Source organism: Sporosarcina jiandibaonis (genome assembly GCF_013184495.1).
Classification (GTDB): Bacteria; Bacillota; Bacilli; order Bacillales_A; family Planococcaceae; genus Sporosarcina; species Sporosarcina jiandibaonis.
Map to the genome: position 1 here is coordinate 124,946 of NZ_JAAOIY010000007.1, position 21,815 is coordinate 146,760.

A 21,815-nucleotide genomic window follows, 5' to 3' on the forward strand; every position below is an offset into this window, starting at 1 on the left:
TCAAAGTTTCTCTCTATTCTATGAATATGTACAGAATAAAATATTGCGAAAAATTAACTAATGCTCTATAATAAAAGTTATAGAAGTCGTTTCTATTTTTTTTGCCCAAATAATGAATGAGTGTTCATTCAAGAAAATAAAGGGAGGCATTGCACGTGGCTTATCAAATTAAAAAAGCAGCAGTTTTAGGTTCAGGTGTGATGGGTTCTGGAATTGCAGCCCATCTCGCAAACATCGGTATTCCTGTACTTTTATTGGATATCGTCCCAAAAGAATTGACAGACGAAGAGAAAGCGAAGGGGCTTACTCTTGAAGATAGCCAAGTCCGAAATAAAATTGCAAACAGCGCATTGCAAAAACTACTCAAACAAAAACCAGCTCCGTTAACTACAAAAAGCAACTTATCGCTTATCGAAGCAGGAAACTTAGAAGATGATCTTGAAAAATTGAAAGATGTTGACTGGATCGTCGAAGTGATTGTCGAGAATCTAGAAATTAAAAAAGAGTTATACGAAAAAGTGGATGCCGTGCGTAAGCCCGGCACGATCATTTCTTCAAATACATCGGGCATTAGCATTGAAGCGATGAAGGAGGGGCGTTCAGAGGATTTCCAGAAACATTTCCTAGGAACGCATTTCTTTAATCCGCCGCGTTATTTGAAACTACTTGAAGTGATTCCGGCAAGCACGACAGCTCCGGAAGTGGTAGATTTCATGGTCAGATTTGGCGAAAACACATTAGGTAAAGGCGTTGTCATTGCCAAAGATACGCCGAACTTTATTGCGAACCGAATTGGAACTTACGGGTTACTGGTTACCCTTCGAGAAATGGAGAAACGCGGATTTTCAATCGGAGAAGTCGACTCTGTAACCGGCACTTTAATAGGCCGTCCGAAATCAGCGACATTCCGTACATTAGACGTTGTCGGTCTGGACACATTTATGCATGTCGCCAAAAATGTCTACGACCAAACAGAAGGCGAAGAACAAAAAGTATTCGAGTTGCCGGCTTTCATGAAGAAAATGATTGAAAACGGATGGCTCGGTGCGAAAACGAAACAAGGATTCTATGTTAAGAAAGATAGAGAAATCCTGGAACTCGATCCAAAAACCTTCGAATACAGCAAAGCGAAAAGAATGAAAACGCCTTCAATCGAAATGGCGAAGCAACAAAAAGGGCTCGCGAATCGAGTGAAAACACTTGTCTACGCAAAAGACCGGACTGGTGAAATCCTATGGAACATCATGGCGCCGACGCTTCGCTACTCCGCTGAACTACATGGTGAAATAGCGGACGATATCGTAGCGATCGATAACGCGATGAAATGGGGCTTCGGTTGGCAGCAAGGACCGTTTGAAATATGGGATGCGATCGGGGTTAGTAAATCTGTTGAAAAAATGAAAGAAGAAGGTGCAGAGGTACCTGCTTTCGTACAACGTTTGCTAGATCAAAACTATAAATCTTTCTATAAAGAAGAAGACGGAGAACTGTATTTCTTCGACGGAGAAGGCTATAAGCCGGTTCCTGTTAATGAAAAAGTGATTGACTTAAAACGCTATAAGAAAAAGCACGGAGTCATTAAGAAAAATACAGGTGCTAGTTTAATAGACCTTGGTGATGGCATCGCTTTACTAGAATTTCATTCGCAATCGAATGCGATCGGGTTGGATATTTTGCAAATGATCAATTTCGCAATCGATGAAGTGGAAAAGAATTATAAAGGGCTTGTGATCGGCAACCAAGGAAAAAATTTCTGTGTCGGCGCGAACCTCGGCCTAATCTTGATGGAAGCGCAGGATGACAATATTTTTGAATTGGATTTCGTCGTTCGAACGTTTCAAAATGCGATGATGAAAATCAAATATTCGACGAAGCCGGTTGTCGCAGCTCCGTTCGGGATGACGCTTGGAGGCGGCGCTGAGGTTTGTCTCCCAGCGGCACATATTCAATCGACGACTGAAACTTATATGGGCCTAGTCGAACCGGGTGTCGGTCTGATTCCTGGAGGCGGCGGTAACGTCGGTTTGTATACTAAACACTTAAAAGGTTTGCCGAACGGCGTAAAAGTCGACTATCAAAACATCGCAAACAAAGTGTTTGAAACGATTGCGATGGCGAAAGTTTCAACTTCTGCCGATGAAGCGCGCGACAATAATTTCCTGGGCTTCGCAGATGGAATTAGCGTTAACGCAGACCATCAATTATACGATGCGAAACAAGTCGCTCTTTCATTATATGAAAATGGCTATCAGGCACCTAAACGCGAGAAAATCCCGGTAACAGGCGATTCCGGTTACGCGACATTACTACTCGGCGCAGAAGCGATGTTCTTGTCAGGGTATATTAGCGAGCATGACTTGAAAATCGCGAAGAAATTAGCATTCGTTCTAGCAGGCGGCAAAGTGCCATTTGGAACGCTTGTCGATGAGCAATATTTGCTCGACCTTGAACGTGAAGCATTCTTAAGCCTTGTAGCTGAACCAAAATCGCAACAGCGCATGCAACATATGCTGATTAAAGGAAAACCACTTCGCAATTAATGGCACCAAACATAGAGGAGGAAGAAATAATGCGTGAAGCAGTAATTGTAGCCGGTGCACGAACGCCGGTCGGAAGAGCGAAAAGAGGTTCTCTTGCAACCGTTCGTCCGGATGATCTCGGAGCGATTGCAGTAAAAGAAACATTAAAACGCGCAGGCGGTTACGACGGACCAATCGACGATTTAATCATTGGCTGCGCGATGCCTGAAGCAGAACAAGGAATGAATATGGCGCGCAATATCGGGGCGCTTGCAGGACTTCCGGATACAACGCCGGCGATTACCATAAACCGATTTTGTTCTTCAGGCTTGCAAACAATCGCATACGGTGCGGAACGAATTATGCTCGGGTCGTCAAAAGCGATTCTCGCAGGCGGCGCGGAATCGATGAGCATGGTTCCGATGATGGGGAATGTCGTTCGCCCGAATGTACGGTTGGCGGAAACAGCACCCCAATATTATATGGGAATGGGCCATACCGCCGAGCAAGTCGCTACAAAGTACGGCGTAAGCCGCGAAGATCAAGATGCATTTGCCGTACGTTCTCATGAAAGAGCGGCAGCCGCGATTGCTGAAGGCAAGTTTAATGATGGGATTGTTCCAGTAGAAGTAACTCAGCGATATGTTGATGACAGCGGAAAACCAGCGGAAAAGAAATTCATGTTTGAAATGGATGAAGGCGTTCGTCACGGTACAACGACAGAAGTGCTCGCGCGCTTACGTCCAGCGTTTTCTGTTACCGGCTCAGTAACTGCGGGGAACTCATCGCAAACTTCAGACGGCGCAGGTGCAGTTTTGATCATGGACCGCGAAGTGGCAGAAGCGGAAGGATTAAAGCCGATCGCTAAGTTCCGTTCATTCGCAGTCGGCGGCGTTCCACCAGAAGTGATGGGGATCGGCCCAATTGTAGCGGTTCCGAAAGCGCTTGAAATTGCCGGACTATCAATCGAAGACATCGATTTATGGGAACTAAACGAAGCGTTCGCATCACAATCGCTTCAAGTTATCCGTCATCTAGGTCTCGATATGGATAAAGTGAACGTCAACGGCGGAGCCATCGCGCTCGGTCATCCACTCGGTGCGACAGGATCGATATTAACTATACGCATGTTGGATGAATTAAAACGTCAAAATAAGCAATTCGGAGTCGTGACAATGTGCATCGGCGGCGGAATGGGTGCGGCTGGCGTATTTGAACTCTTATAAAAAGCACTAGATCTAGTTTGATAAATATATGAATATGAACCTAAATCTAGCGAAGGTACCTCGAAGGTCGCTGGAAAAGTATAAAGATGCTTCTTTATATATCACCACTCACCGATTTAGTGCGCAGTCGTGAGACTCCCGCGGGAAAAGCGAACAAAGTGCGAAAGAGAAGTGCGCTCTTTCCTTAGCCGAGACCCTGGACTGAGCGCAGCGAGGGAAGCGGCAGGGAAAGATTGAACTATATCTTTCCGCACTTTCGCGCTCGCCCGCAGGAAAGCGAACGCAGTGCGAAAGAGGAAATCGCTCTTTCCTTGGAGCACTAAATTATGTTCAAAGATAGTAACTATATTTGTTTTAATTAAAAGGAGGAACAAACAATGACTGAATCAACAACGGCTAATTTAATCAAAGGCGGCGCTTTTCTCATCGAAGACATCGAAGCAGATCGTGTCTTCACACCTGAGGATTTTACCGAAGAACAGAAAATGATCGCGAAAACAACCGAAGACTATGTATTGAATGAAGTTGTCCCTGTCATCGATAATTTAGAAAACCATGAATTCGAGCACTCCGTACGTTTATTGAAAAAAGCAAGTGATTTGGGTCTGCTGGGGGCAGATGTTCCAGAAGAATACGGCGGACTTGGTTTAGACGCCATTTCATCCGCGTTAATATCTGAGAAAATGTCCCGTGCGGGCGGCTTTTCAATTACCCACGGTGCTCATGTCGGCATCGGTACATTGCCGATCGTATTATTTGGAACTGAAGAACAAAAGGAAAAGTATCTGCCAAACTCGGTTACGGGAGATAAAATATCGGCTTACGCATTAACTGAACCAGGCTCAGGTTCGGATGCATTGGGTGCTAGCGCAAATGCGAAACTTAATGAGGCTGGAACGCATTATATTTTAAATGGTGAAAAACAGTGGATCACGAACGCTGGATTCGCAGATGTTTTCGTTGTCTATGCGAAAATTGATGGCGATAAATTCTCAACATTTATCGTTGAAAAAGACTTCCCGGGTGTATCTGTGGGTGCAGAAGAAAAGAAAATGGGGATCAAATCGTCTTCTACGCGTACATTAATTCTTCAAGATGCCGAAGTGCCTGTTGAAAACTTGTTGGGTGAAGTCGGGCGCGGTCACGTGATTGCGTTTAACATCTTGAACATCGGCCGTTACAAACTTGGAGTTGGAACAGTCGGCGGTTCAAAACGAACGCTTCAATTGGCGATTCAGTATGCCAATGGACGTAAACAGTTCAAAACGCCAATCTCTTCATTTAATTTAACTAAAGAAAAACTCGCAACGATGGCCGCGCGCACTTATGCAGCTGAAAGCTTGGTCTATCGGACAATTGGATATTTTGAAGAGCGAAATAGCGCCATGACTGCCGAAGAGCGTAAAGACGGAAAAGCGATTGCGGCATCGATTGCAGAGTACGCAATTGAATGTTCCATTAACAAAATTGTCGGTTCTGAATTACTAGACTATGTCGCTGACGAAGCGGTTCAACTACACGGTGGATATGGTTTCATGGCGGAATACGAAGTCGAACGCATCTACCGCGATTCGCGTATCAACCGGATTTTTGAAGGAACCAATGAAATCAATCGCTTGCTCGTGCCGGGAACTTTCATGAGGAAAGCAATGAAAGGCGAATTGCCGCTACTTGAAAAAGCACAGGGACTTCAAGAGGAACTTCTTATGATGATGCCTGAAGAAATCGGCGACGAAGCCCTTGCACAAGAGAAGGTGCTCGTGAAAAACGCGAAAAAGATCGGACTGTTAGTTGCTGGCCTTGCAGCGCAGCGCTTCGGTACTAAACTTGAACAGGAACAAGAGATTCTCGTCAACATCGCGGATATTGCAAGCAATGTATTTGGCATGGAATCGGCGCTTCTTCGTACGGAAAAAGCACTTGCCCGTAATGGAGAAGAAAAAGAAAAACAGAAAATCCTTTACACGGAGATATTCTGTCAGGAAGCTTTTGCAGAAATCGAAAAAGACGCTAAAGAAATATTGTTGGCGGCAGTCGAAGGCGATAACCAGCGCATGATGCTCTCTGCCCTTCGCAAATTAACCCGTTCGACTCCTTACAATATTATCGCGAAAAAACGCGAAGTTTCCGAAAAACTGATTGATGCTGAAAGATATATCGTTTAATTTATTTAGCAGTTGCCCAGATGCCTTTTTGGTATCTGGGTGAATTTTTGCTACAATGGGGTAAACGAAGGAGATGTTTATTGTTATGAAGCTGACCTATTACGGATACCCTAAATGCAGCACATGCAGAAAGGCGAAGAAATCGCTGGAGTCAAAAGAAGTTGACTTTGAAGAAGTGAACATTGCAGAAAACCCGCCAAGCGAAGATGAACTTCGTAAAATCATCGCCGCATCTGATTTGGACATTAAAAAGTTTTTCAATACGAGCGGAAAAGTATATCGAGAGCTTAATTTGAAAGAGAAATTACCGACAATGTCTGAAGATGAGAAAATAAAACTACTATCTTCAAACGGCATGTTGATCAAAAGACCGATTGTCCATGGAGATGGAAAAACAACTGTCGGATTCAAGGATGAAGAGTTTGAAAAAGTCTGGAAATAATGATTGCTCACCTTGTATTTACAGCTAGCTTATGGCACTATTAGATTGAAAGAATAACTATTTTGGAGGCTATGATTATGAACACACCAAAGGAATTTAAGTATTCAGAAGAACATGAGTGGGTAAAAGACGAAGACGGAAAGTTCCGTATTGGAATCACATACTTCGCGCAATCTGAACTAGGCGATATTGTTTTTGTTGAATTGCCTGAAGTTGGGGATGAAGTGACAGCGGACGAGCCTTTCGGTAGCGTTGAATCAGTTAAAACAGTTTCCGAGTTATATGCGCCAATTAGCGGAAAAGTAGTTGAAGTGAACGAAGAGCTAGAAGATAGTCCTGAGTATGTGAACGAATCTCCTTACGAACAAGCGTGGATGATTGTAGTAGAACCATCGGATATTACCGAACTGGATTCACTAATGTCAGCTGAAGAATATGATAAAATGACCATCGAGTAAACATCGACATGGGACGCCGAGCGTTATTCGGCGTTTTTTCACGTCTAGTTCCAGGCGCCAGCCCCTCGGGTCATAAGCAATCCAACAAGGAAGAATTGAACTGCATTCTTCTTAGGCAAAGGACGCCACGTCGTTGGATTGCTTATGCCTGTCGGGGCTAGACGGGCGCCTTGCACTTTTGTCTGTCTAAAGATGAAATTAGTCAAGGAGCTGGTCACTATGAAATTTGAAAAAGTGCTCATTGTAGAAGGTAAGTCGGATCGTATTAGAGTTCGCCGGGTACTTGCTGAACCAATCGAAATAATATGCACGCATGGAACGATAAGTCCGTACCATTTAGAAGAATTACTAACTCCTTACGAAGAACATGAGATATATGTCTTCATGGATGCAGATGAAGACGGTGAAAAAACCCGAGCCCTTTTCAAAAGAGAGTATCCACTGGCAATTCATCTTTACACAGAAAAGGTATATAAAGAAGTAGAAACAACACCCTATAACGTATTGGCGGCAGTTCTTCAGGCAGCACATTTTGAAGTCCGCCCTGAATTTTTGATAGTAAGAAGGTAGATACAATGGAAACATGGACAAGGGAAGAATGGGAAAGAAAGAGCAGCGAAATGGACACAGCGGTATTTTATTTGTACACGCCGATGTGCGGCACTTGTGCAGTCGCTTCAAAAATGATGAATGTAATTTCTGTCATGAAGCCCGACATGCCAATCGGGATGGCCGATTTGAATTACATTGAGGATTTGGCAATCGACTATCAAATTGAAAGTGTGCCATGCCTCCTCATTGCCAAAAAGGGCGTACTGCAGGAAAAGATTTATGCATTCAAGTCAGTGCCTGATCTTCTAGTGAAAATAAGTTGACATCTCTTAGTCGTTTGTGATAAATTTATTACTATAGTAAAAATAAAATTAAATCACTCTTATAAAGAGCGGCGGAGGGAAGTGCCCTATGAAGCCCGGCAACCATCACCTTTGTGAACTGGTGCCAAATCACACAAAGTGCGATCCACTTTGGAAGATGAGAGATTGGACAAACGCTTATTTCAAACGTCGAGCCTTTCTGCATCTAGCAGCAAGGCTTTTTATTATTTATAGAGGTGGAGAAAAATGATTCATTTAAAAGATGTTAACAAGGTCTTCGGCGAAGGCTCAAGCAGTATCGTTGCCGTAGACGGAGTCTCCTTTACAATTGCCGAAGGGGAAATCTTCGGTGTTATCGGATATAGTGGCGCTGGAAAGAGTACGCTGATTCGACTCTTGAATGGGCTAGAAATGCCGACGTCGGGAACAATCACAATCGGCGGGTTGGAGATATCTTCAACTAGAGGAAAAAAATTACGGGAAGCACGACAAAAAGTAAGTATGATTTTCCAACACTTTAATTTGCTATGGTCAAGGACCGTTAAAGACAATATTGCTTTTCCGCTTGAAATCGCAAATATTTCTAAAGTGGAACGAGAACGAAAAGTCGCTGAGCTAATTGAGCTTGTTGGCTTAAAGGGTCGAGAAAATGCCTATCCATCTGAATTATCAGGCGGACAAAAGCAGCGGGTCGGTATCGCTCGCGCCTTAGCGAATGATCCCGAAGTTTTACTTTGTGATGAAGCCACCTCTGCACTAGATCCAGAAACGACAGATTCAATACTCAATCTTTTAACAGATATCAATGAGCGGCTTGGTCTGACAATTGTACTTATTACACATGAAATGCAAGTCATCCGGAAAATTTGCCACCGGGTTGCAGTTATGGAAGAAGGCAAAGTGGTCGAAATGGGCAATGTCCTTGAGGTGTTCCAATCTCCACAAGAGCCGATCACGAAACGTTTCTTGTCGCAAGTGACAGAACCCGCGGAAGCAAAACAAGCCATGGAACATATCAAGAAAGAGTTTCCATCAGGAACACTTATTAAACTTGTTTTTGTAGGTGAACGAACTGGACAGCCGGTGATTACTAGCATGATTCGACAGTTTACGATTGACGTAAATATTGTTCAAGGGAATATAGCTCAAACGCATGACGGTGCATACGGCACGCTCATTCTTCAATTAGTCGGAGAAGAATCGATTATTCAAGAAGCTATCCATTATCTTAACGAACAAGATGTTCGGACGGAGGTGATCGGCAATGATTGAAAACCTATTTCCGAATGTTGACTGGGCTAAGATGTGGGAGGCGACTGTAGAGACGCTCTATATGACTGCAATGTCGACAGTGTTCACGTTTGTCATTGGATTGGCGTTAGGCGTGTTGTTATTCCTTTCTGGACCAGGTCAATTATGGTCAAATAAGCTGATTTCTACGATTGCAGGGGCATTCGTCAATATTTTCCGGTCAATCCCGTTTATCATATTAATTATTCTTCTTATTCCGTTTACAAAATTGCTTCTTGGCACGATACGCGGACCTGAGGCAGCTTTACCCGCATTAATTATAGGTGCGGCACCATTTTACGGTCGAATGGTCTTAATTGCCTTGCAGGAAATCGATAGAGGCGTCATTGAAGCTGCAAAATCGATGGGCGCAAAAACATCTACGATCATCTTTAAAGTATTATTACCAGAGTCAATGCCCGCCCTTCTCTCTGGAATTACGGTTACGGCAATCGCGCTGGTCGGATATACGGCGATGGCGGGAGTTATCGGGGCTGGAGGACTGGGAACGCTAGCCTTCTTGGATGGTTTCCAACGAAGCCGTGAAGATGTTACGCTAATGGCAACGATTCTAATTTTAATCGTCGTGTTCATCATCCAATTTATCGGAGATTTCGCTGTTAGAAAGCTGGATAAAAGATAATTATTGTAAGGAATACCGGGCTTTGCCTGTCAAATATATATACATCATAGAAAAGAGGAGATTAACCAATGAAAAAAGTTTTATCAGCAATTTTATTGGCAGCACTAGTACTAGCATTGGTAGCTTGCGGAACGAAAAATGATGGTGACAAAAACAATGCAAGTAGTGGCGGCAATGACCAAAAAGAATTAGTTATTGGTGCTTCGAATATACCGCATGCAATTATTTTGGAAAAAGTGAAACCGTTGTTGAAAGAAGAAGGCATCGATCTTGTCATTGAACAATACACAGATTACATCTTGCCGAACACGGACCTGGACTCTGGTGAAATTGACGCAAACTACTTCCAACATATACCGTATCTGGAATCGCAAATGAGCGATCATGGCTATGATTTCGTGAATGCGGGTGGAATCCATATTGAACCAATCGGCGTTTATTCAAAAAAATACAAATCTCTTAAGGAACTTCCAGACGGGGCAACAATCTTGATGAGTAATTCTATTGCCGATCATGGACGTGTACTTGCAATGCTTGAATCACAAGGGCTTATCAAGTTAGATGCGGACGTTGAGAAAACGACTGCCGAAGTAAAAGATATAGTCGACAATCCAAAAAATATCAAGTTCGAAGCAGACTATGAAGCTGCTTTATTGCCACAACTTTACAACAATGATGAAGGCGATGCAGTGTTGATTAACTCAAACTATGCAATCGATGCAGGCCTGAATCCGCTTAAAGATTCAATTGCGCTCGAAGATTCGGATTCACCGTACGTGAATGTTATTGCTGTTCGCAAAGGTGATGAAGATAAAGCAGAAATAAAAGCGTTAATCGAAGCGCTGAAATCGGAAGAAATTCAGGACTTTATCCTAGAAGAATGGGAAGGTTCAGTCGTTCCAGTAAAATAATAAAATATAGAAACGAAACGCTACCGGTAAAGCCAGGTAGCGTTTTTCTTTTTGTATTAATTATTTAAAAATAGTATTATTCATATTCTTCTATACTATTTATTAATTCGGGGTAGGAATATTCAATCATTAATAGTATACTTATCTACAAGATGTGTTGTAAGTATTTTCGACATATTGAATTAACTAAAAGCCTGAGGGGGATTGAAGTATGAAGAAAAATTGGTTAGTACTATTAGTTTTGGTATTTACTATGAGTATGATTTTAGCAGCTTGTGGTGAGGAGAAAACTGGGGAAAAGAAGGACAATGATAAAGGGACAGATAAGTTAGCTGCGGATCAAACGTTAAATGTGAATATCAGATCAGAACCGCCTTCACTAAATCCAGCGTTAGCAACAGATACGACATCAGGGGCGGTATTAAACCAGACGTTTGAAGGTTTAATGCGTGTAAATCAGGAAGGTAAAGTAGAAGAAGCCATGGCAGAAAGTTACGAAGTGTCTGATGACGGCTTAACATACACGTTTAAAATCCGGGAAGGTGCAAAATGGTCTAACGGAGACCCTGTTACAGCAAAAGACTTTGAATATGCTTGGAAATGGGTACTTGATCCAGCTAACGTGGACACAGACTATGCTTATCAATTGTATATGATCAAAGGCGCTGAAGCTGCGAAAGAAAAGGGCGGCTCTTTGGACGATGTGGCAGTAAAAGCTGAGGATGATCAAACATTGGTTGTCGAGTTGGAACAGGCAACAGCTTATTTCCTTGAATTGACTGCGTTTTATACGTTCTTTCCCGTCAATGCGAGTGTAGTGGAAGCAAATCCGAATTGGGCGCAGGACCAATCCGAAAATTATGTAACAAATGGTCCATTCCTAATGGAGTCTTGGAAACATAAAGATGAGATTGTTCTGAAGAAAAATCCTGATTATTGGGATGCGGATACAGTTAAGTTAGAAACAATCAAGATGGTTATGATTGAGGAAGAAAATACAGCAAAACAAATGTATGACAAAGGTGAATTGGATTGGCTAGGTTCTCCAACAGACTCGATTCCGTTGGCAGCAATCCCATCATACAAAAAGGATGATGTTTTAAACATATCTCCGCTTGCGGGCGTTTATTATTACGCATTTAACACAGAAGCAGAACCATTTAACAACGTTAATATTCGTAAAGCATTCGCAATGGCGATCAACCGCCAAGGGATTGTAGACAATATTACACAAGCTGAGCAAGCACCGGCGATGGCATTGGTTCCACCTTCGATTTTCGAAGAAAATGCAGAGGGCTACTTTAAAGATAATGATCTTGAAGAAGCGAAGAAATTGATGGAAAAAGGGTTAGAAGAATTAGGTTTGAGCGAGATGCCAACAATTAAACTATCTTATAACACAAGTGAAGCGCACGCTGCCATTGCACAAGCAGTTCAGGATATGTGGAAAAAAGGCCTGGAAGTTGATGTTGAGCTTCATAACGAAGAGTGGGGCGTCTATCTAGACTCCATGGGCGCGGGCGACTTCCAAGTTGGTCGTATGGGTTGGCTAGCCGACTTTAACGATGCTATCAACTTCTTGGAGATTTTTGAATCAGTTGGCGGAAACAACTATACAAACTGGGAGAATGCTGAATACCAAGGTTTGTTGAAAGAATCAAGAGCTGAAACAGACGTTGCAGCGCGTGAAGATCTCCTACGTAAAGCAGAAGATATCTTTATGGAAGAATTGCCGCTAGCGCCAATTTACTTCTATACGAACGTTTGGACAAATAAGGATAAAGTTAAAAATATTGAAGTATCGCCACTAGGTCTAGTTCAATACAAATGGGGCTATATTGCAGAAGAATAAATAGCAATACTGCTCAAGATAGTTATAGGTTTCATAGGGGTGATATGTTTTCACCCCTATTTTTCGTTCATAAAGAAGGAATCATCGCGAAAAGGCGTGCATCATTGGTTAGTGCGCTTTATCCAAAGGATTACGGAGGTGTTTTCACTTGGCTAGATATTTACTTAAACGAATCGGTTATATTCTCGTTTCTTTATTGTTTATCATAACAATCACATTTGGACTAATGAAATTAGCACCAGGTGGGCCTTTTACATCCGAACGAAAAACTTCTCCGGCAATTGAACGTCAAATGCAGGAAGCATACGGATTGAATGACCCGATACATGAACAGTATTTCAATTATTTGATTAGCGCCGCAAAATTTGATTTTGGTCCTTCTTTTAAATATGAAGGACAAGAAGTTACGGATATTATTAAACGAAGTTTTCCTTATTCATTATTACTTGGATTAGAAGCTATATTTATAGCATTGGCTTTCGGTGTGTTGTTTGGAACAATTGCTGCCATTAGACATAATAAGGCGAGTGACTATACAGTCATGGTTATTGCGATACTAGGGATTTCTGTCCCGAGCTTTGTCATGGCGACTATCCTGCAATTCATTTTTTCAATGAAATTGTCCTTGTTGCCTATTGCTCGATTCGAGTCTTTTGCTCATACGATTTTGCCGGCATTTGCTCTTGCGACGACACCGCTCGCATTTATTGCCAGGTTAATGAGGTCGAGTATGCTGGAAGTGTTAAATGCAGATTACATCAAAACGGCAAAGTCAAAAGGGTTGTCCGAACGTGTTGTGATTTATAAACATGGACTTCGAAATGCAATCTTACCGGTTGTATCCTACTTGGGGCCATTAGTGGCTGGTATATTAACTGGTAGTTTCATAATTGAAAAGATATTCGGTATTCCAGGTTTAGGTCGCGAGTTTGTTGAAAGCGTAACAAATCGTGACTACACCGTTATTATGGGTACTACTGTATTTTTTAGCGTCCTATTACTCATATCCATTTTGGTAGTCGATCTAATTTACGGGTGGATCGATCCACGGATAAAACTTGCGAATAAGGGGGCTAATAGTTAATGACACGCTTGCAACTTGAAAAAGCAGATTTCGAACCATTGGGCATAGACAATGAAGAATCTGAAAAAATTGTTGGTGAAAGTACGTCTTATTGGAAAGATGCTTGGCGTCGTTTCCGTGAAAATAAGCTGGCTGTTTTCGGAGTGATTACGATTCTATTACTCGCAATTATGGCCTTAATCGGCGAACCAATCTCAGGTAAAAGCTACAATGATACTAATATAATGAATGTGAACAAGACTCCGTCGGCGGAACATTGGTTCGGAACGGATAATCTTGGTCGAGATATATTTGCAAGAACTTGGTATGGTGCACGAATATCCTTATTCATTGGTCTCATGGCCTCTTTGATTGATTTAGTCATTGGAGTGATTTGGGGGGCAATATCCGGCTTTTTTGGCGGCAAAATAGACGAGTATATGATGCGGATAGCAGATATTTTGTATGGTGTACCTTATTTATTGGTCGTTATTTTGTTGATGGTTGTCATGCCTCCGGGGTTGTGGACGATGATCATTGCGATGAGCATAACCGGATGGATCAGTATGGCAAGGATTGTACGCGGACAGGTTCTGCAATTGAAATCCGAAGAATATGTCATGGCATCCAAATCCTTGGGAGCAAGTAATTCAAGATTATTATTCAGACATTTGATCCCGAATACGTTGGGTCCGATTCTTGTTACATTGACGCTAACGATTCCAACTGCAATATTTACAGAAGCATTTTTGAGTTATCTAGGTTTAGGTGTACCTGCACCTCGTGCGAGTTGGGGAACTATGTCTTCGGATGCATTATCTGGGTTTGAGTATTTTCCATATCAACTCTTTTTCCCGGCATTTTTCATCTGTTTGACGATTCTCGCATTTAATGTCATCGGCGATGGATTGAGAGATGCGTTGGATCCGAAGGAAGGCAAATAAGGAGGTACGCACAAATTGAAAAAAATATTAAAAGTAAATGATCTTTCGGTATCATTCGAAACATATGGTACGGATGTGCAGGCAGTTCGCGGAGTTTCTTTTGAATTAGAAGAAAAGGAAACATTGGCGATTGTTGGCGAGTCCGGTTCGGGGAAGAGTGTTACAGCCTATTCGATTATGCGATTAATCGATATGCCACCCGGGAAGTTCGATGGAGGAACAATTTTATTCAACGGTGAAGATTTAACATTGAAATCGGAAAAACAAATGCAAGAGATTCGCGGGAAAGAAATAAGCATGATATTCCAAGATCCGATGACATCATTGAATCCAACTATGACGATAGGGAAGCAAATTTCTGAAAGCCTGATCAAGCATCAAAACATGTCGAAGAAACAGGCATCCTCGCGTGGTGTTGAACTGTTGAAACTCGTTGGAATTCCGAACCCCGAAACCCGGATTAATCAATATCCACATCAATATTCTGGTGGAATGAGACAACGTGCGATGATTGCGATTGCTTTAGCTTGCAACCCTAAAATACTGATAGCAGACGAACCGACAACTGCACTAGATGTGACGATTCAGGCGCAAATCTTGGAACTCATGCGCGATTTGCAGGAAAAGACCGGCACGGCAATCATATTGATTACCCATGACCTGGGGGTTGTGTCTAGCGTAGCAAGTCGAGTCGCGGTAATGTATGGCGGTAAGATTGTAGAAACAGGAAATGTCGATGAGATATTCTATAATCCAAAACATCCATACACTTGGGGCCTGCTAGGTTCGATGCCGAAAGTAGATAGCAAAGGGGAGGAATTATTGGCAATCCCGGGCTCACCTCCGGATTTGGCGGATCCTCCTAAAGGATGTCCTTTTGTCACTAGGTGTCCGTATGCGATGAAAGTTTGCAGAAATAATATGCCCGAGTACACGCATTTATCGGATACGCAAAAGACCGCGTGCTGGCTATTGGATGAACGTGCTCCTCAAGTAGAAATACCGGAAACTGCTATTGTAGGAGGTTATAAGCAACATGTCTGAAAATCGAGAAAAATTACTTGAAATAAAAGACTTGAAAAAACATTTTAAAGTTGATCGAAATAAGATTTTAAAAGCAGTCGATGGAATCACTTTTGATATTTATAAAGGAGAGACATTCGGTTTAGTAGGAGAATCCGGTTGCGGAAAATCTACTGCAGGACGCACAATCATGCGGTTATATGAGTCAAGTGGGGGCGAGGTGCATTTCCAAGGTGAAAAAGTACATGCGAAAAAGTCTAAAAAAGAATTGAAAAAGTTTAATCGGAACATGCAAATGATTTTCCAGGATCCGTATGCCTCGCTAAATCCTAGAATGACGGTCAAGGATATCATTGCTGAGGGGATAGATATTCATGGATTGGTGAAAAGCAATGCTGAACGTGCCGCCAAAGTAAATGAATTACTTGAAACGGTAGGGCTGAACAGCGATCATGGCAACAGGTATCCGCATGAGTTTAGCGGCGGTCAACGACAAAGAATTGGTATTGCGCGTGCTTTAGCGGTAGATCCCCAATTCATCGTTGCAGATGAACCGATTTCCGCATTAGATGTATCGATACAAGCTCAAGTTGTGAATTTGCTTAAAAAACTACAAGTCGAACGCGGATTAACTTATTTATTTATCGCGCATGATTTATCGATGGTCAAGCATATAAGCGATCGCATTGGCGTGATGTATTTAGGCAGCATGGCTGAAGTAACAACGAGTGATGCCTTATTTGAAGAGCCGTTGCATCCTTATACGCAAGCCTTGTTAAGTGCAATACCAATCTCGGATCCAATATTGGAACGTAATCGAGAAAGAATGATTATCAAGGGAGATATTCCAAGTCCGATTGATCCGCCAAGCGGTTGTCGTTTTAGAACGAGATGCCCCTTCGCGCAAGATATATGCAGTGAAGTGGTGCCGAAAATGCTAGAAGAGAAGAAAGGCCATTGGGTGGCTTGTCACATATACAATGATAAATACAGCGATCAATTCGATGTACCGAACGTCCCGAGTTCTATGGGCATTCCTATTAATTGATGCTACATAGTTTTCTACTGAAGATACATCCCCCGAACCCCAGATTTATTTGGAGTTCGGGGGTTTTTAGCTTGGGAGTCGTTTCACATCTTTTCCAATGAATTTTCTTTGAAATAAATAAACATTTCACTTTTTGTTATGGTATCTTAAGATTAGTGTTAAAAAATTATCATTTTAGGGGGAAATAGATTTGAAGTTTAAGATAGGCCTTATATGGAGAATTGTCATAGCGATTGCATTGGCAGTAGGGTTAGGATTACTGGTTCCGATGATCGGCGAGGGTTTTGCGAAAGGATTCGTTCGCATTTTTGCTACATTTAATATGATCTTTGGCGGCTTTCTCAATTTCGTTGTCCCATTGATTATCATTGCTTTCATCGCACCTGGGATAGCCAAGCTTGGAAAAGGATCGGGAAAACTTCTAGGCGTCGCGACAGTCATTGCCTATATATCGACAATTGCCGCAGGGATTCTAGCCTTTTTTTCAGCTACAACATTATTACCGAACTTTATTGGAAACTTTGCAGAGGCGACGGTTAAAGAAGGGACAAGAGTTCCAGCAGAAACGTTTTTCGAACTTGAAATGACGCCGATAATGGGTGTCATGTCAGCGTTATTAATTGCATTCTTATTCGGGATCGGGATGGCAGCTATCAGTAGTAAATCGATGCTAGCAGTCTTTGAAGAACTCAATGATTTAATTGAACGAGTCATTTCATATGTCATTATACCGCTTTTACCAGTTCATATTTTCGGAATATTTTTAAACATGACGTATAGCGGAGAAGTTGCTAAAGTACTCTCTGTATTTGCTATCGTCTTTATAATGATTATAGTTCTTCATTTACTCATGTTGACCATCCAATATACGGTTGCCGGATCACTTTCAGGCCGCAATCCATTTGGATTAATGAAAACGATGGCGCCAGCTTATTTCACGGCTCTTGGGACACAATCATCTGCGGCAACGATTCCTGTTACATTAAGACAAGCGCGAAAAACAGGCGCATCCGAACGTGTGACAGACTTTTCTATACCGCTTTTTGCGACAATTCATTTATCAGGGAGCACGATTACACTTGTGTCATGCGCGATTGGTGTAATGCTTATGAATGACATGCCTATTGTATTTTCCAGTTTTCTAGGATTCATCTTCATGTTAGGCGTTACGATGATTGCTGCTCCTGGAGTTCCGGGCGGTGCAGTAATGGCCGCAGTTGGACTATTAAGCACAATGCTCGGTTTCAGCGAAGCGATGGTTGCACTCATGATTGCTTTATACATGGCCCAAGATAGTTTTGGAACAGCAACAAACGTAACTGGTGATGGTGCGCTTGCTGTCATTGTGGACAAGTTTACGAAAGATAAAGCTCCCGTTTCCGATTCTCAATGAATAGTGTTTAATTGAGAATAGCGTTTATAGTTTTATGATAACGCCTTAGAAGTCTTGAATTAGGGCTAATCTATTAAAAGCCGTGAATTCTCAATGATTTGCAAGGCAATGAATAATCGGGTAAGATTAGAATGATACTAAATAGAGAATGGTTTTCCGTTCATCTTTAACATATTGGAGGTATTGGAATGTCAACTTTAGAAATTAAAGGTCTTCATGTTGAAATTGAAGGCAAAGAAATATTAAAAGGTGTCGATCTAACAATCAACACTAACGAAATCCATGCAATCATGGGTCCAAACGGAACAGGTAAATCAACTCTCGCGCAAGCGATTATGGGGCACCCTAGATATGAAGTAACTGCAGGTACAATTACTCTTGATGGTGAAGATGTACTTGAAATGGAAGTTGACGAACGTGCTCGTGCCGGAATCTTCCTTGCAATGCAATATCCAAGTGAAGTTAATGGCGTCACGAACGCTGACTTCTTGCGTTCATCTATAAATGCCAAGCGTGAAGAAGGCGACGAAATTCCATTAATGAGCTTCATTCGCGAGCTGGATGCGAAGATGGAAACGCTTGAAATGGACGAAGATATGGCAACACGCTATTTAAACGAAGGATTCTCAGGCGGAGAGAAGAAGCGTAACGAAATTCTCCAGCTTATGATGTTGAAACCTAAATTTGCAGTGCTTGATGAAATTGACTCCGGTCTTGATATCGATGCATTGAAAGTTGTTGCAAAGGGTGTCAATGAATTGCGCGGCGAAGACTTTGGTTGCCTAATCATCACACACTACCAACGTCTATTGGATTACATCACGCCAGACAAAGTTCACGTAATGATTCAAGGTAAAGTCGTTCAATCCGGCGGTGCTGAGCTTGCACTTAAACTTGAGGAGCAAGGTTATGATTGGTTACATGAAGAACTTGGTATCGAAGCAGAAACTGTAGAGCAAGAAGCATAAAAAGGGGGACGATTCAAAATGACGGTTGAAACAAAATTGGCATTGACCGAACAGGATGTCCGTTCCTATTCAGAAAAAATGAATGAAGCAGCGTGGATGACAGATTTCCGCGCAGATGCATTTGCGAAATTGGAACAACTTCCAATGCCAAAACCAGATAAAACAAGAATTGATCGCTGGAATTTCACAGACTTTCCTATCCATGCGGTAGAAAGCTCTGTTTACTCATCTCTAGATGAACTACCGGCTAAAGCCCGTGAATTGTTTGATGCGGAAAAACCTGGTAGCTTATACATTCAACACAATAACACACCTGCATTTCTTTCATTATCAGATGATTTAAAGGCGAAAGGTGTTATTTTAACGGATATTTTCACAGCGACACGCGAACATGGCGAATTGGTGAAGAAATACTATATGACGAATGGTGTCAAAGTCGATGAACATAAACTTACAGCGCTTAACGCTGCGTTTATGAATGGTGGCGTTTTTGTATATGTTCCTAAAAACGTTGTTATTGAAGAACCGATTCAAGCACTGTTTTTACATGACGATGAGCAAGTTTCACTTTTCAACCACATAATCGTTGTTGCTGAAGCGAACAGTTCATTCACATACATCGAAAACTACATGTCGACTGTTGCAAACGCTAAAGGACAAGCGAATATAGTGTCTGAAGTGTTTACGGGAGATAATTCGAACGTAACATACGGTGCTGTAGATGTTCTTTCAGAAGGGTTTACAACTTACGTCAATCGCCGTGGAGTTACAGGCCGCGATAGCCAACTAAATTGGGTGCTCGGACTGATGAACGACGGTAACACGATTGCAGAAAACATCACGCATTTAGTTGGAGATAATTCTGGAGCTGACATGAAAACGGTCGTAGTCGGCACTGGAAAACAACGCCAAAACTTCACAACTGAAATTATCAGTTGGGGTAAAAACACGAACGGCATGATTTTGAAACATGCTGTTGTTAAAGATGAGTCAACGGCGATCTTTAATGGAATTGGCAAAATCACTAAAGGCGCGGTCGGATCTAACGCTGAACAAGAATCGCGTATGCTTATGTTGAGCCCGCGTGCACGCGCAGATGCGAACCCGATCCTGCTCATTGACGAGGACGAAGTAACAGCAGGTCACGCCGCGACAGTGGGTCGCGTCGATCCGATTGAAATGTTCTATTTAATGAGCCGTGGTATTACAAAGACAGAAGCAGAACGCCTCATCATTCACGGATTCCTTGCACCAGTTGTCGATAAATTAAAAGTCGAAGGTGTTAAGAAACTGTTGACGGAGGTTATTGAAAGGAAAGTGCGCTAATGCTTAACATAGACATCCGCAAACATTTTCCAATACTCGAACAAGAGATAAACGGGCATCCGCTCGTTTATCTTGATAGTGCTGCAACTTCCCAGAAACCGCAGCAAGTCATAGATGCAATCAGCAATTATTATGAAAAAGATAATTCAAACGTTCACCGCGGTGTGCACACGCTCGGTAACCAGGCTACAGAAGCATATGAAGGCGCGCGCGATAAGGTGCGCGATTTCATTAACGCGAAGTCGAGAGAAGAAATCATTTTCACGCGCGGAACGACAACGTCAATTAACATCGTCGCGCAAAGTTACGGCCGCGCAAATGTCGGCGAAGGCGATGAAATTGTTATTACTCATATGGAACATCACTCGAATATCATTCCGTGGCAACAACTTGCCAGAGAAAAAGGTGCTGTTCTTAAATTTATCGACCTTGAGGCAGATGGGACAATTACACTTGAAAAAGTACGTGAAGTTGTCACTGAGCGAACAAAAATCGTTTCCATCATGCATGTATCCAATGTGCTGGGGACCGTGAATCCAATCAAGGAAATCACTGAAATCGCGCATGAAAATGGCGCAATCATGGTTGTAGACGGGGCACAAGCTGCTCCTCATATGAAAGTTGATGTGCAGCACCTCGATTGCGACTTTTATGCGTTTTCTGGGCATAAAATGGTTGGCCCTACAGGTATTGGTGTATTGTACGGTAAAAAAGAATTGTTAAACAAGATGGAACCCGTCGAGTTTGGCGGAGAGATGATTGACTTTGTCGGTCTATATGAATCGACATGGAAAGAACTTCCGTGGAAATTCGAAGGCGGCACGCCAATTATCGCAGGTGCAGTTGGCCTCGGTGCGGCAATTGACTATCTCGAGGAAATCGGCTTGGATAATGTCGAAAAACACGAACAACATCTTGCCGAATATGCGATGAATCGCATGTCTGAAGTTGAAGGAATCACGATTTACGGACCACTCGAACCAGAAAAACGTGCAAGTCTGATCACATTTAATCTGAACGATGTCCATCCTCACGACCTTGCGACCGTGCTTGATATGCACGGAATTGCCGTGAGAGCTGGACACCATTGCTGTCAGCCGCTTATGAAATGGCTAGATGTATCGGCCACGGCACGCGCCAGCTTCTACATTTACAATACGGAAGAAGACGTTGATCGCCTCGTGGACGGACTCCGCATCGCAAAGGAGTATTTTAACGATGTCAACTAGAAATCTCGATCAGTTATACCGCTCGGTGATTATGGATCATTATAAAACACCGAGAAATAAAGGAGTAATTGAAGAAAGCAGTGTCACCGTCGACATGAACAACCCGACGTGTGGCGACGTGATCCATTTAACGATGCAAGTTGAAGATGGCACGGTTCAAAACGCAAAATTTGAAGGCGAGGGTTGTTCGATTTCCATGGCGTCTGCATCCATGATGACCCAGATGATTAAAGGGAAGTCGGTAGAAGATGCCTTATCTCTCGCAAACACAATTTCGAATATTATGCTAGGAAATGAATATGATGATTCCATCGAATTAGGAGATATTGAGGCGCTCTCTGGCGTAGCAAAATTTCCAGCCCGGATTAAGTGCGCAACACTTGCTTGGAAGGCGATGGAGCAAGGGGTCAGAAAAGACTCCGAATAAAATTTGAACGGAG

20 protein-coding genes and 1 riboswitch are annotated in these 21,815 nt (G+C 42.5%); all 20 genes read left to right on the plus strand.

Annotated features, from left to right (window positions below; genetic code table 11):
* Window positions 1-155 precede the first annotated feature (155 nt).
* The 20 genes from G8782_RS16130 to sufU all read left to right on the plus strand — a co-directional run bounded on the left by G8782_RS16130 (window position 156) and on the right by sufU (window position 21,802).
* The gene (locus tag G8782_RS16130; RefSeq protein ID WP_172373071.1) at window positions 156-2,540 is read left to right on the plus strand and encodes a 3-hydroxyacyl-CoA dehydrogenase NAD-binding domain-containing protein; all 2,385 of its coding nucleotides are present in this window, start codon (window positions 156-158) and stop codon (window positions 2,538-2,540) included.
* Window positions 2,541-2,569: 29 nt separating this feature from the next.
* Window positions 2,570-3,745 (plus strand): acetyl-CoA C-acetyltransferase, encoded by a 1,176-nt coding sequence (locus G8782_RS16135; RefSeq protein ID WP_172373073.1) that lies wholly within the window; start codon window positions 2,570-2,572, stop codon window positions 3,743-3,745.
* 377 nt (window positions 3,746-4,122) lie between these two features.
* Window positions 4,123-5,910 carry an acyl-CoA dehydrogenase family protein gene (locus G8782_RS16140; RefSeq protein WP_172373075.1) on the plus strand — a complete coding sequence of 596 codons (1,788 nt, stop codon included), beginning with the start codon at window positions 4,123-4,125 and terminating at the stop codon, window positions 5,908-5,910.
* Window positions 5,911-5,995: 85 nt separating this feature from the next.
* Entirely contained in the window at window positions 5,996-6,352 is a 357-nt protein-coding gene (locus G8782_RS16145) for an arsenate reductase family protein (RefSeq protein WP_172373182.1), read from the plus strand.
* A 77-nt stretch (window positions 6,353-6,429) separates the two neighbouring features.
* Entirely contained in the window at window positions 6,430-6,810 is a 381-nt protein-coding gene (gene gcvH, locus G8782_RS16150; protein WP_172373077.1) for a glycine cleavage system protein GcvH, read from the plus strand.
* A gap of 219 nt (window positions 6,811-7,029) precedes the next feature.
* Window positions 7,030-7,380 (plus strand): toprim domain-containing protein, encoded by a 351-nt coding sequence (locus G8782_RS16155; protein ID WP_172373079.1) that lies wholly within the window; start codon window positions 7,030-7,032, stop codon window positions 7,378-7,380.
* A 5-nt stretch (window positions 7,381-7,385) separates the two neighbouring features.
* Window positions 7,386-7,685, plus strand: a complete 300-nt coding sequence (locus G8782_RS16160; protein WP_172373081.1) for a thioredoxin family protein — start codon at window positions 7,386-7,388, stop codon at window positions 7,683-7,685.
* Window positions 7,686-7,741: 56 nt separating this feature from the next.
* A riboswitch (SAM riboswitch) is annotated at window positions 7,742-7,849 on the plus strand.
* A gap of 82 nt (window positions 7,850-7,931) precedes the next feature.
* The gene (locus G8782_RS16165; RefSeq protein ID WP_172373083.1) at window positions 7,932-8,957 is read left to right on the plus strand and encodes a methionine ABC transporter ATP-binding protein; all 1,026 of its coding nucleotides are present in this window, start codon (window positions 7,932-7,934) and stop codon (window positions 8,955-8,957) included.
* Complete coding sequence (locus tag G8782_RS16170; RefSeq protein WP_172373085.1) at window positions 8,950-9,618, plus strand: methionine ABC transporter permease; 669 nt, start codon at window positions 8,950-8,952, stop codon at window positions 9,616-9,618. Before G8782_RS16165 ends, G8782_RS16170 begins: the two co-directional genes overlap by 8 nt.
* A gap of 68 nt (window positions 9,619-9,686) precedes the next feature.
* Entirely contained in the window at window positions 9,687-10,529 is an 843-nt protein-coding gene (locus G8782_RS16175) for a MetQ/NlpA family ABC transporter substrate-binding protein (RefSeq protein WP_172373087.1), read from the plus strand.
* Window positions 10,530-10,740: 211 nt separating this feature from the next.
* Window positions 10,741-12,381: a peptide ABC transporter substrate-binding protein gene (locus G8782_RS16180; RefSeq protein WP_172373089.1), complete on the plus strand. Its 1,641-nt coding sequence runs from the start codon at window positions 10,741-10,743 to the stop codon at window positions 12,379-12,381.
* A gap of 148 nt (window positions 12,382-12,529) precedes the next feature.
* Complete coding sequence (locus tag G8782_RS16185) at window positions 12,530-13,465, plus strand: ABC transporter permease (protein WP_172373091.1); 936 nt, start codon at window positions 12,530-12,532, stop codon at window positions 13,463-13,465.
* Entirely contained in the window at window positions 13,465-14,388 is a 924-nt protein-coding gene (locus tag G8782_RS16190; protein WP_172373093.1) for an ABC transporter permease, read from the plus strand. Before G8782_RS16185 ends, G8782_RS16190 begins: the two co-directional genes overlap by 1 nt.
* A 15-nt stretch (window positions 14,389-14,403) precedes the next feature.
* A complete protein-coding gene (locus G8782_RS16195; RefSeq protein ID WP_172373095.1) occupies window positions 14,404-15,432 on the plus strand; it encodes an ABC transporter ATP-binding protein in 1,029 nt (342 codons plus the stop codon).
* Window positions 15,425-16,459: an ABC transporter ATP-binding protein gene (locus G8782_RS16200; RefSeq protein ID WP_172373097.1), complete on the plus strand. Its 1,035-nt coding sequence runs from the start codon at window positions 15,425-15,427 to the stop codon at window positions 16,457-16,459. Before G8782_RS16195 ends, G8782_RS16200 begins: the two co-directional genes overlap by 8 nt.
* 190 nt (window positions 16,460-16,649) lie before the next feature.
* Window positions 16,650-17,852, plus strand: coding sequence for a dicarboxylate/amino acid:cation symporter (locus tag G8782_RS16205; RefSeq protein ID WP_172373099.1), 1,203 nt, complete (start codon window positions 16,650-16,652; stop codon window positions 17,850-17,852).
* Window positions 17,853-18,040: 188 nt separating this feature from the next.
* A complete protein-coding gene (gene sufC, locus G8782_RS16210; RefSeq protein ID WP_172373101.1) occupies window positions 18,041-18,820 on the plus strand; it encodes a Fe-S cluster assembly ATPase SufC in 780 nt (259 codons plus the stop codon).
* An 18-nt stretch (window positions 18,821-18,838) separates the two neighbouring features.
* Window positions 18,839-20,146, plus strand: a complete 1,308-nt coding sequence (gene sufD / locus G8782_RS16215) for a Fe-S cluster assembly protein SufD (RefSeq protein WP_172373103.1) — start codon at window positions 18,839-18,841, stop codon at window positions 20,144-20,146.
* On the plus strand, window positions 20,146-21,375 hold the full coding sequence (locus G8782_RS16220; protein WP_172373105.1) for a cysteine desulfurase: 1,230 nt from the start codon (window positions 20,146-20,148) through the stop codon (window positions 21,373-21,375). The genes sufD and G8782_RS16220 overlap by 1 nt, the downstream gene beginning before the upstream one ends.
* Window positions 21,365-21,802, plus strand: coding sequence for a Fe-S cluster assembly sulfur transfer protein SufU (gene sufU / locus G8782_RS16225; protein WP_172373107.1), 438 nt, complete (start codon window positions 21,365-21,367; stop codon window positions 21,800-21,802). The genes G8782_RS16220 and sufU overlap by 11 nt, the downstream gene beginning before the upstream one ends.
* The last annotated feature ends 13 nt before the right edge of the window (window positions 21,803-21,815 follow it).

What these genes read in the sequence shown, in the direction of transcription:
- G8782_RS16155 (WP_172373079.1), top strand. Translation starts at nt 7,030, where the DNA reads ATGAAATTTGAAAAAGTGCTCATTGTAGAAGGTAAGTCGGATCGTATT.
- G8782_RS16190 (WP_172373093.1), top strand. Translation starts at nt 13,465, where the DNA reads ATGACACGCTTGCAACTTGAAAAAGCAGATTTCGAACCATTGGGCATA.
- G8782_RS16175 (WP_172373087.1), top strand. Translation starts at nt 9,687, where the DNA reads ATGAAAAAAGTTTTATCAGCAATTTTATTGGCAGCACTAGTACTAGCA.
- sufD (WP_172373103.1), top strand. Translation starts at nt 18,839, where the DNA reads ATGACGGTTGAAACAAAATTGGCATTGACCGAACAGGATGTCCGTTCC.
- G8782_RS16180 (WP_172373089.1), top strand. Translation starts at nt 10,741, where the DNA reads ATGAAGAAAAATTGGTTAGTACTATTAGTTTTGGTATTTACTATGAGT.
- G8782_RS16200 (WP_172373097.1), top strand. Translation starts at nt 15,425, where the DNA reads ATGTCTGAAAATCGAGAAAAATTACTTGAAATAAAAGACTTGAAAAAA.
- gcvH (WP_172373077.1), top strand. Translation starts at nt 6,430, where the DNA reads ATGAACACACCAAAGGAATTTAAGTATTCAGAAGAACATGAGTGGGTA.
- G8782_RS16220 (WP_172373105.1), top strand. Translation starts at nt 20,146, where the DNA reads ATGCTTAACATAGACATCCGCAAACATTTTCCAATACTCGAACAAGAG.
- G8782_RS16165 (WP_172373083.1), top strand. Translation starts at nt 7,932, where the DNA reads ATGATTCATTTAAAAGATGTTAACAAGGTCTTCGGCGAAGGCTCAAGC.
- sufU (WP_172373107.1), top strand. Translation starts at nt 21,365, where the DNA reads ATGTCAACTAGAAATCTCGATCAGTTATACCGCTCGGTGATTATGGAT.
- G8782_RS16135 (WP_172373073.1), top strand. Translation starts at nt 2,570, where the DNA reads ATGCGTGAAGCAGTAATTGTAGCCGGTGCACGAACGCCGGTCGGAAGA.
- G8782_RS16145 (WP_172373182.1), top strand. Translation starts at nt 5,996, where the DNA reads ATGAAGCTGACCTATTACGGATACCCTAAATGCAGCACATGCAGAAAG.
- sufC (WP_172373101.1), top strand. Translation starts at nt 18,041, where the DNA reads ATGTCAACTTTAGAAATTAAAGGTCTTCATGTTGAAATTGAAGGCAAA.
- G8782_RS16170 (WP_172373085.1), top strand. Translation starts at nt 8,950, where the DNA reads ATGATTGAAAACCTATTTCCGAATGTTGACTGGGCTAAGATGTGGGAG.
- G8782_RS16160 (WP_172373081.1), top strand. Translation starts at nt 7,386, where the DNA reads ATGGAAACATGGACAAGGGAAGAATGGGAAAGAAAGAGCAGCGAAATG.
- G8782_RS16140 (WP_172373075.1), top strand. Translation starts at nt 4,123, where the DNA reads ATGACTGAATCAACAACGGCTAATTTAATCAAAGGCGGCGCTTTTCTC.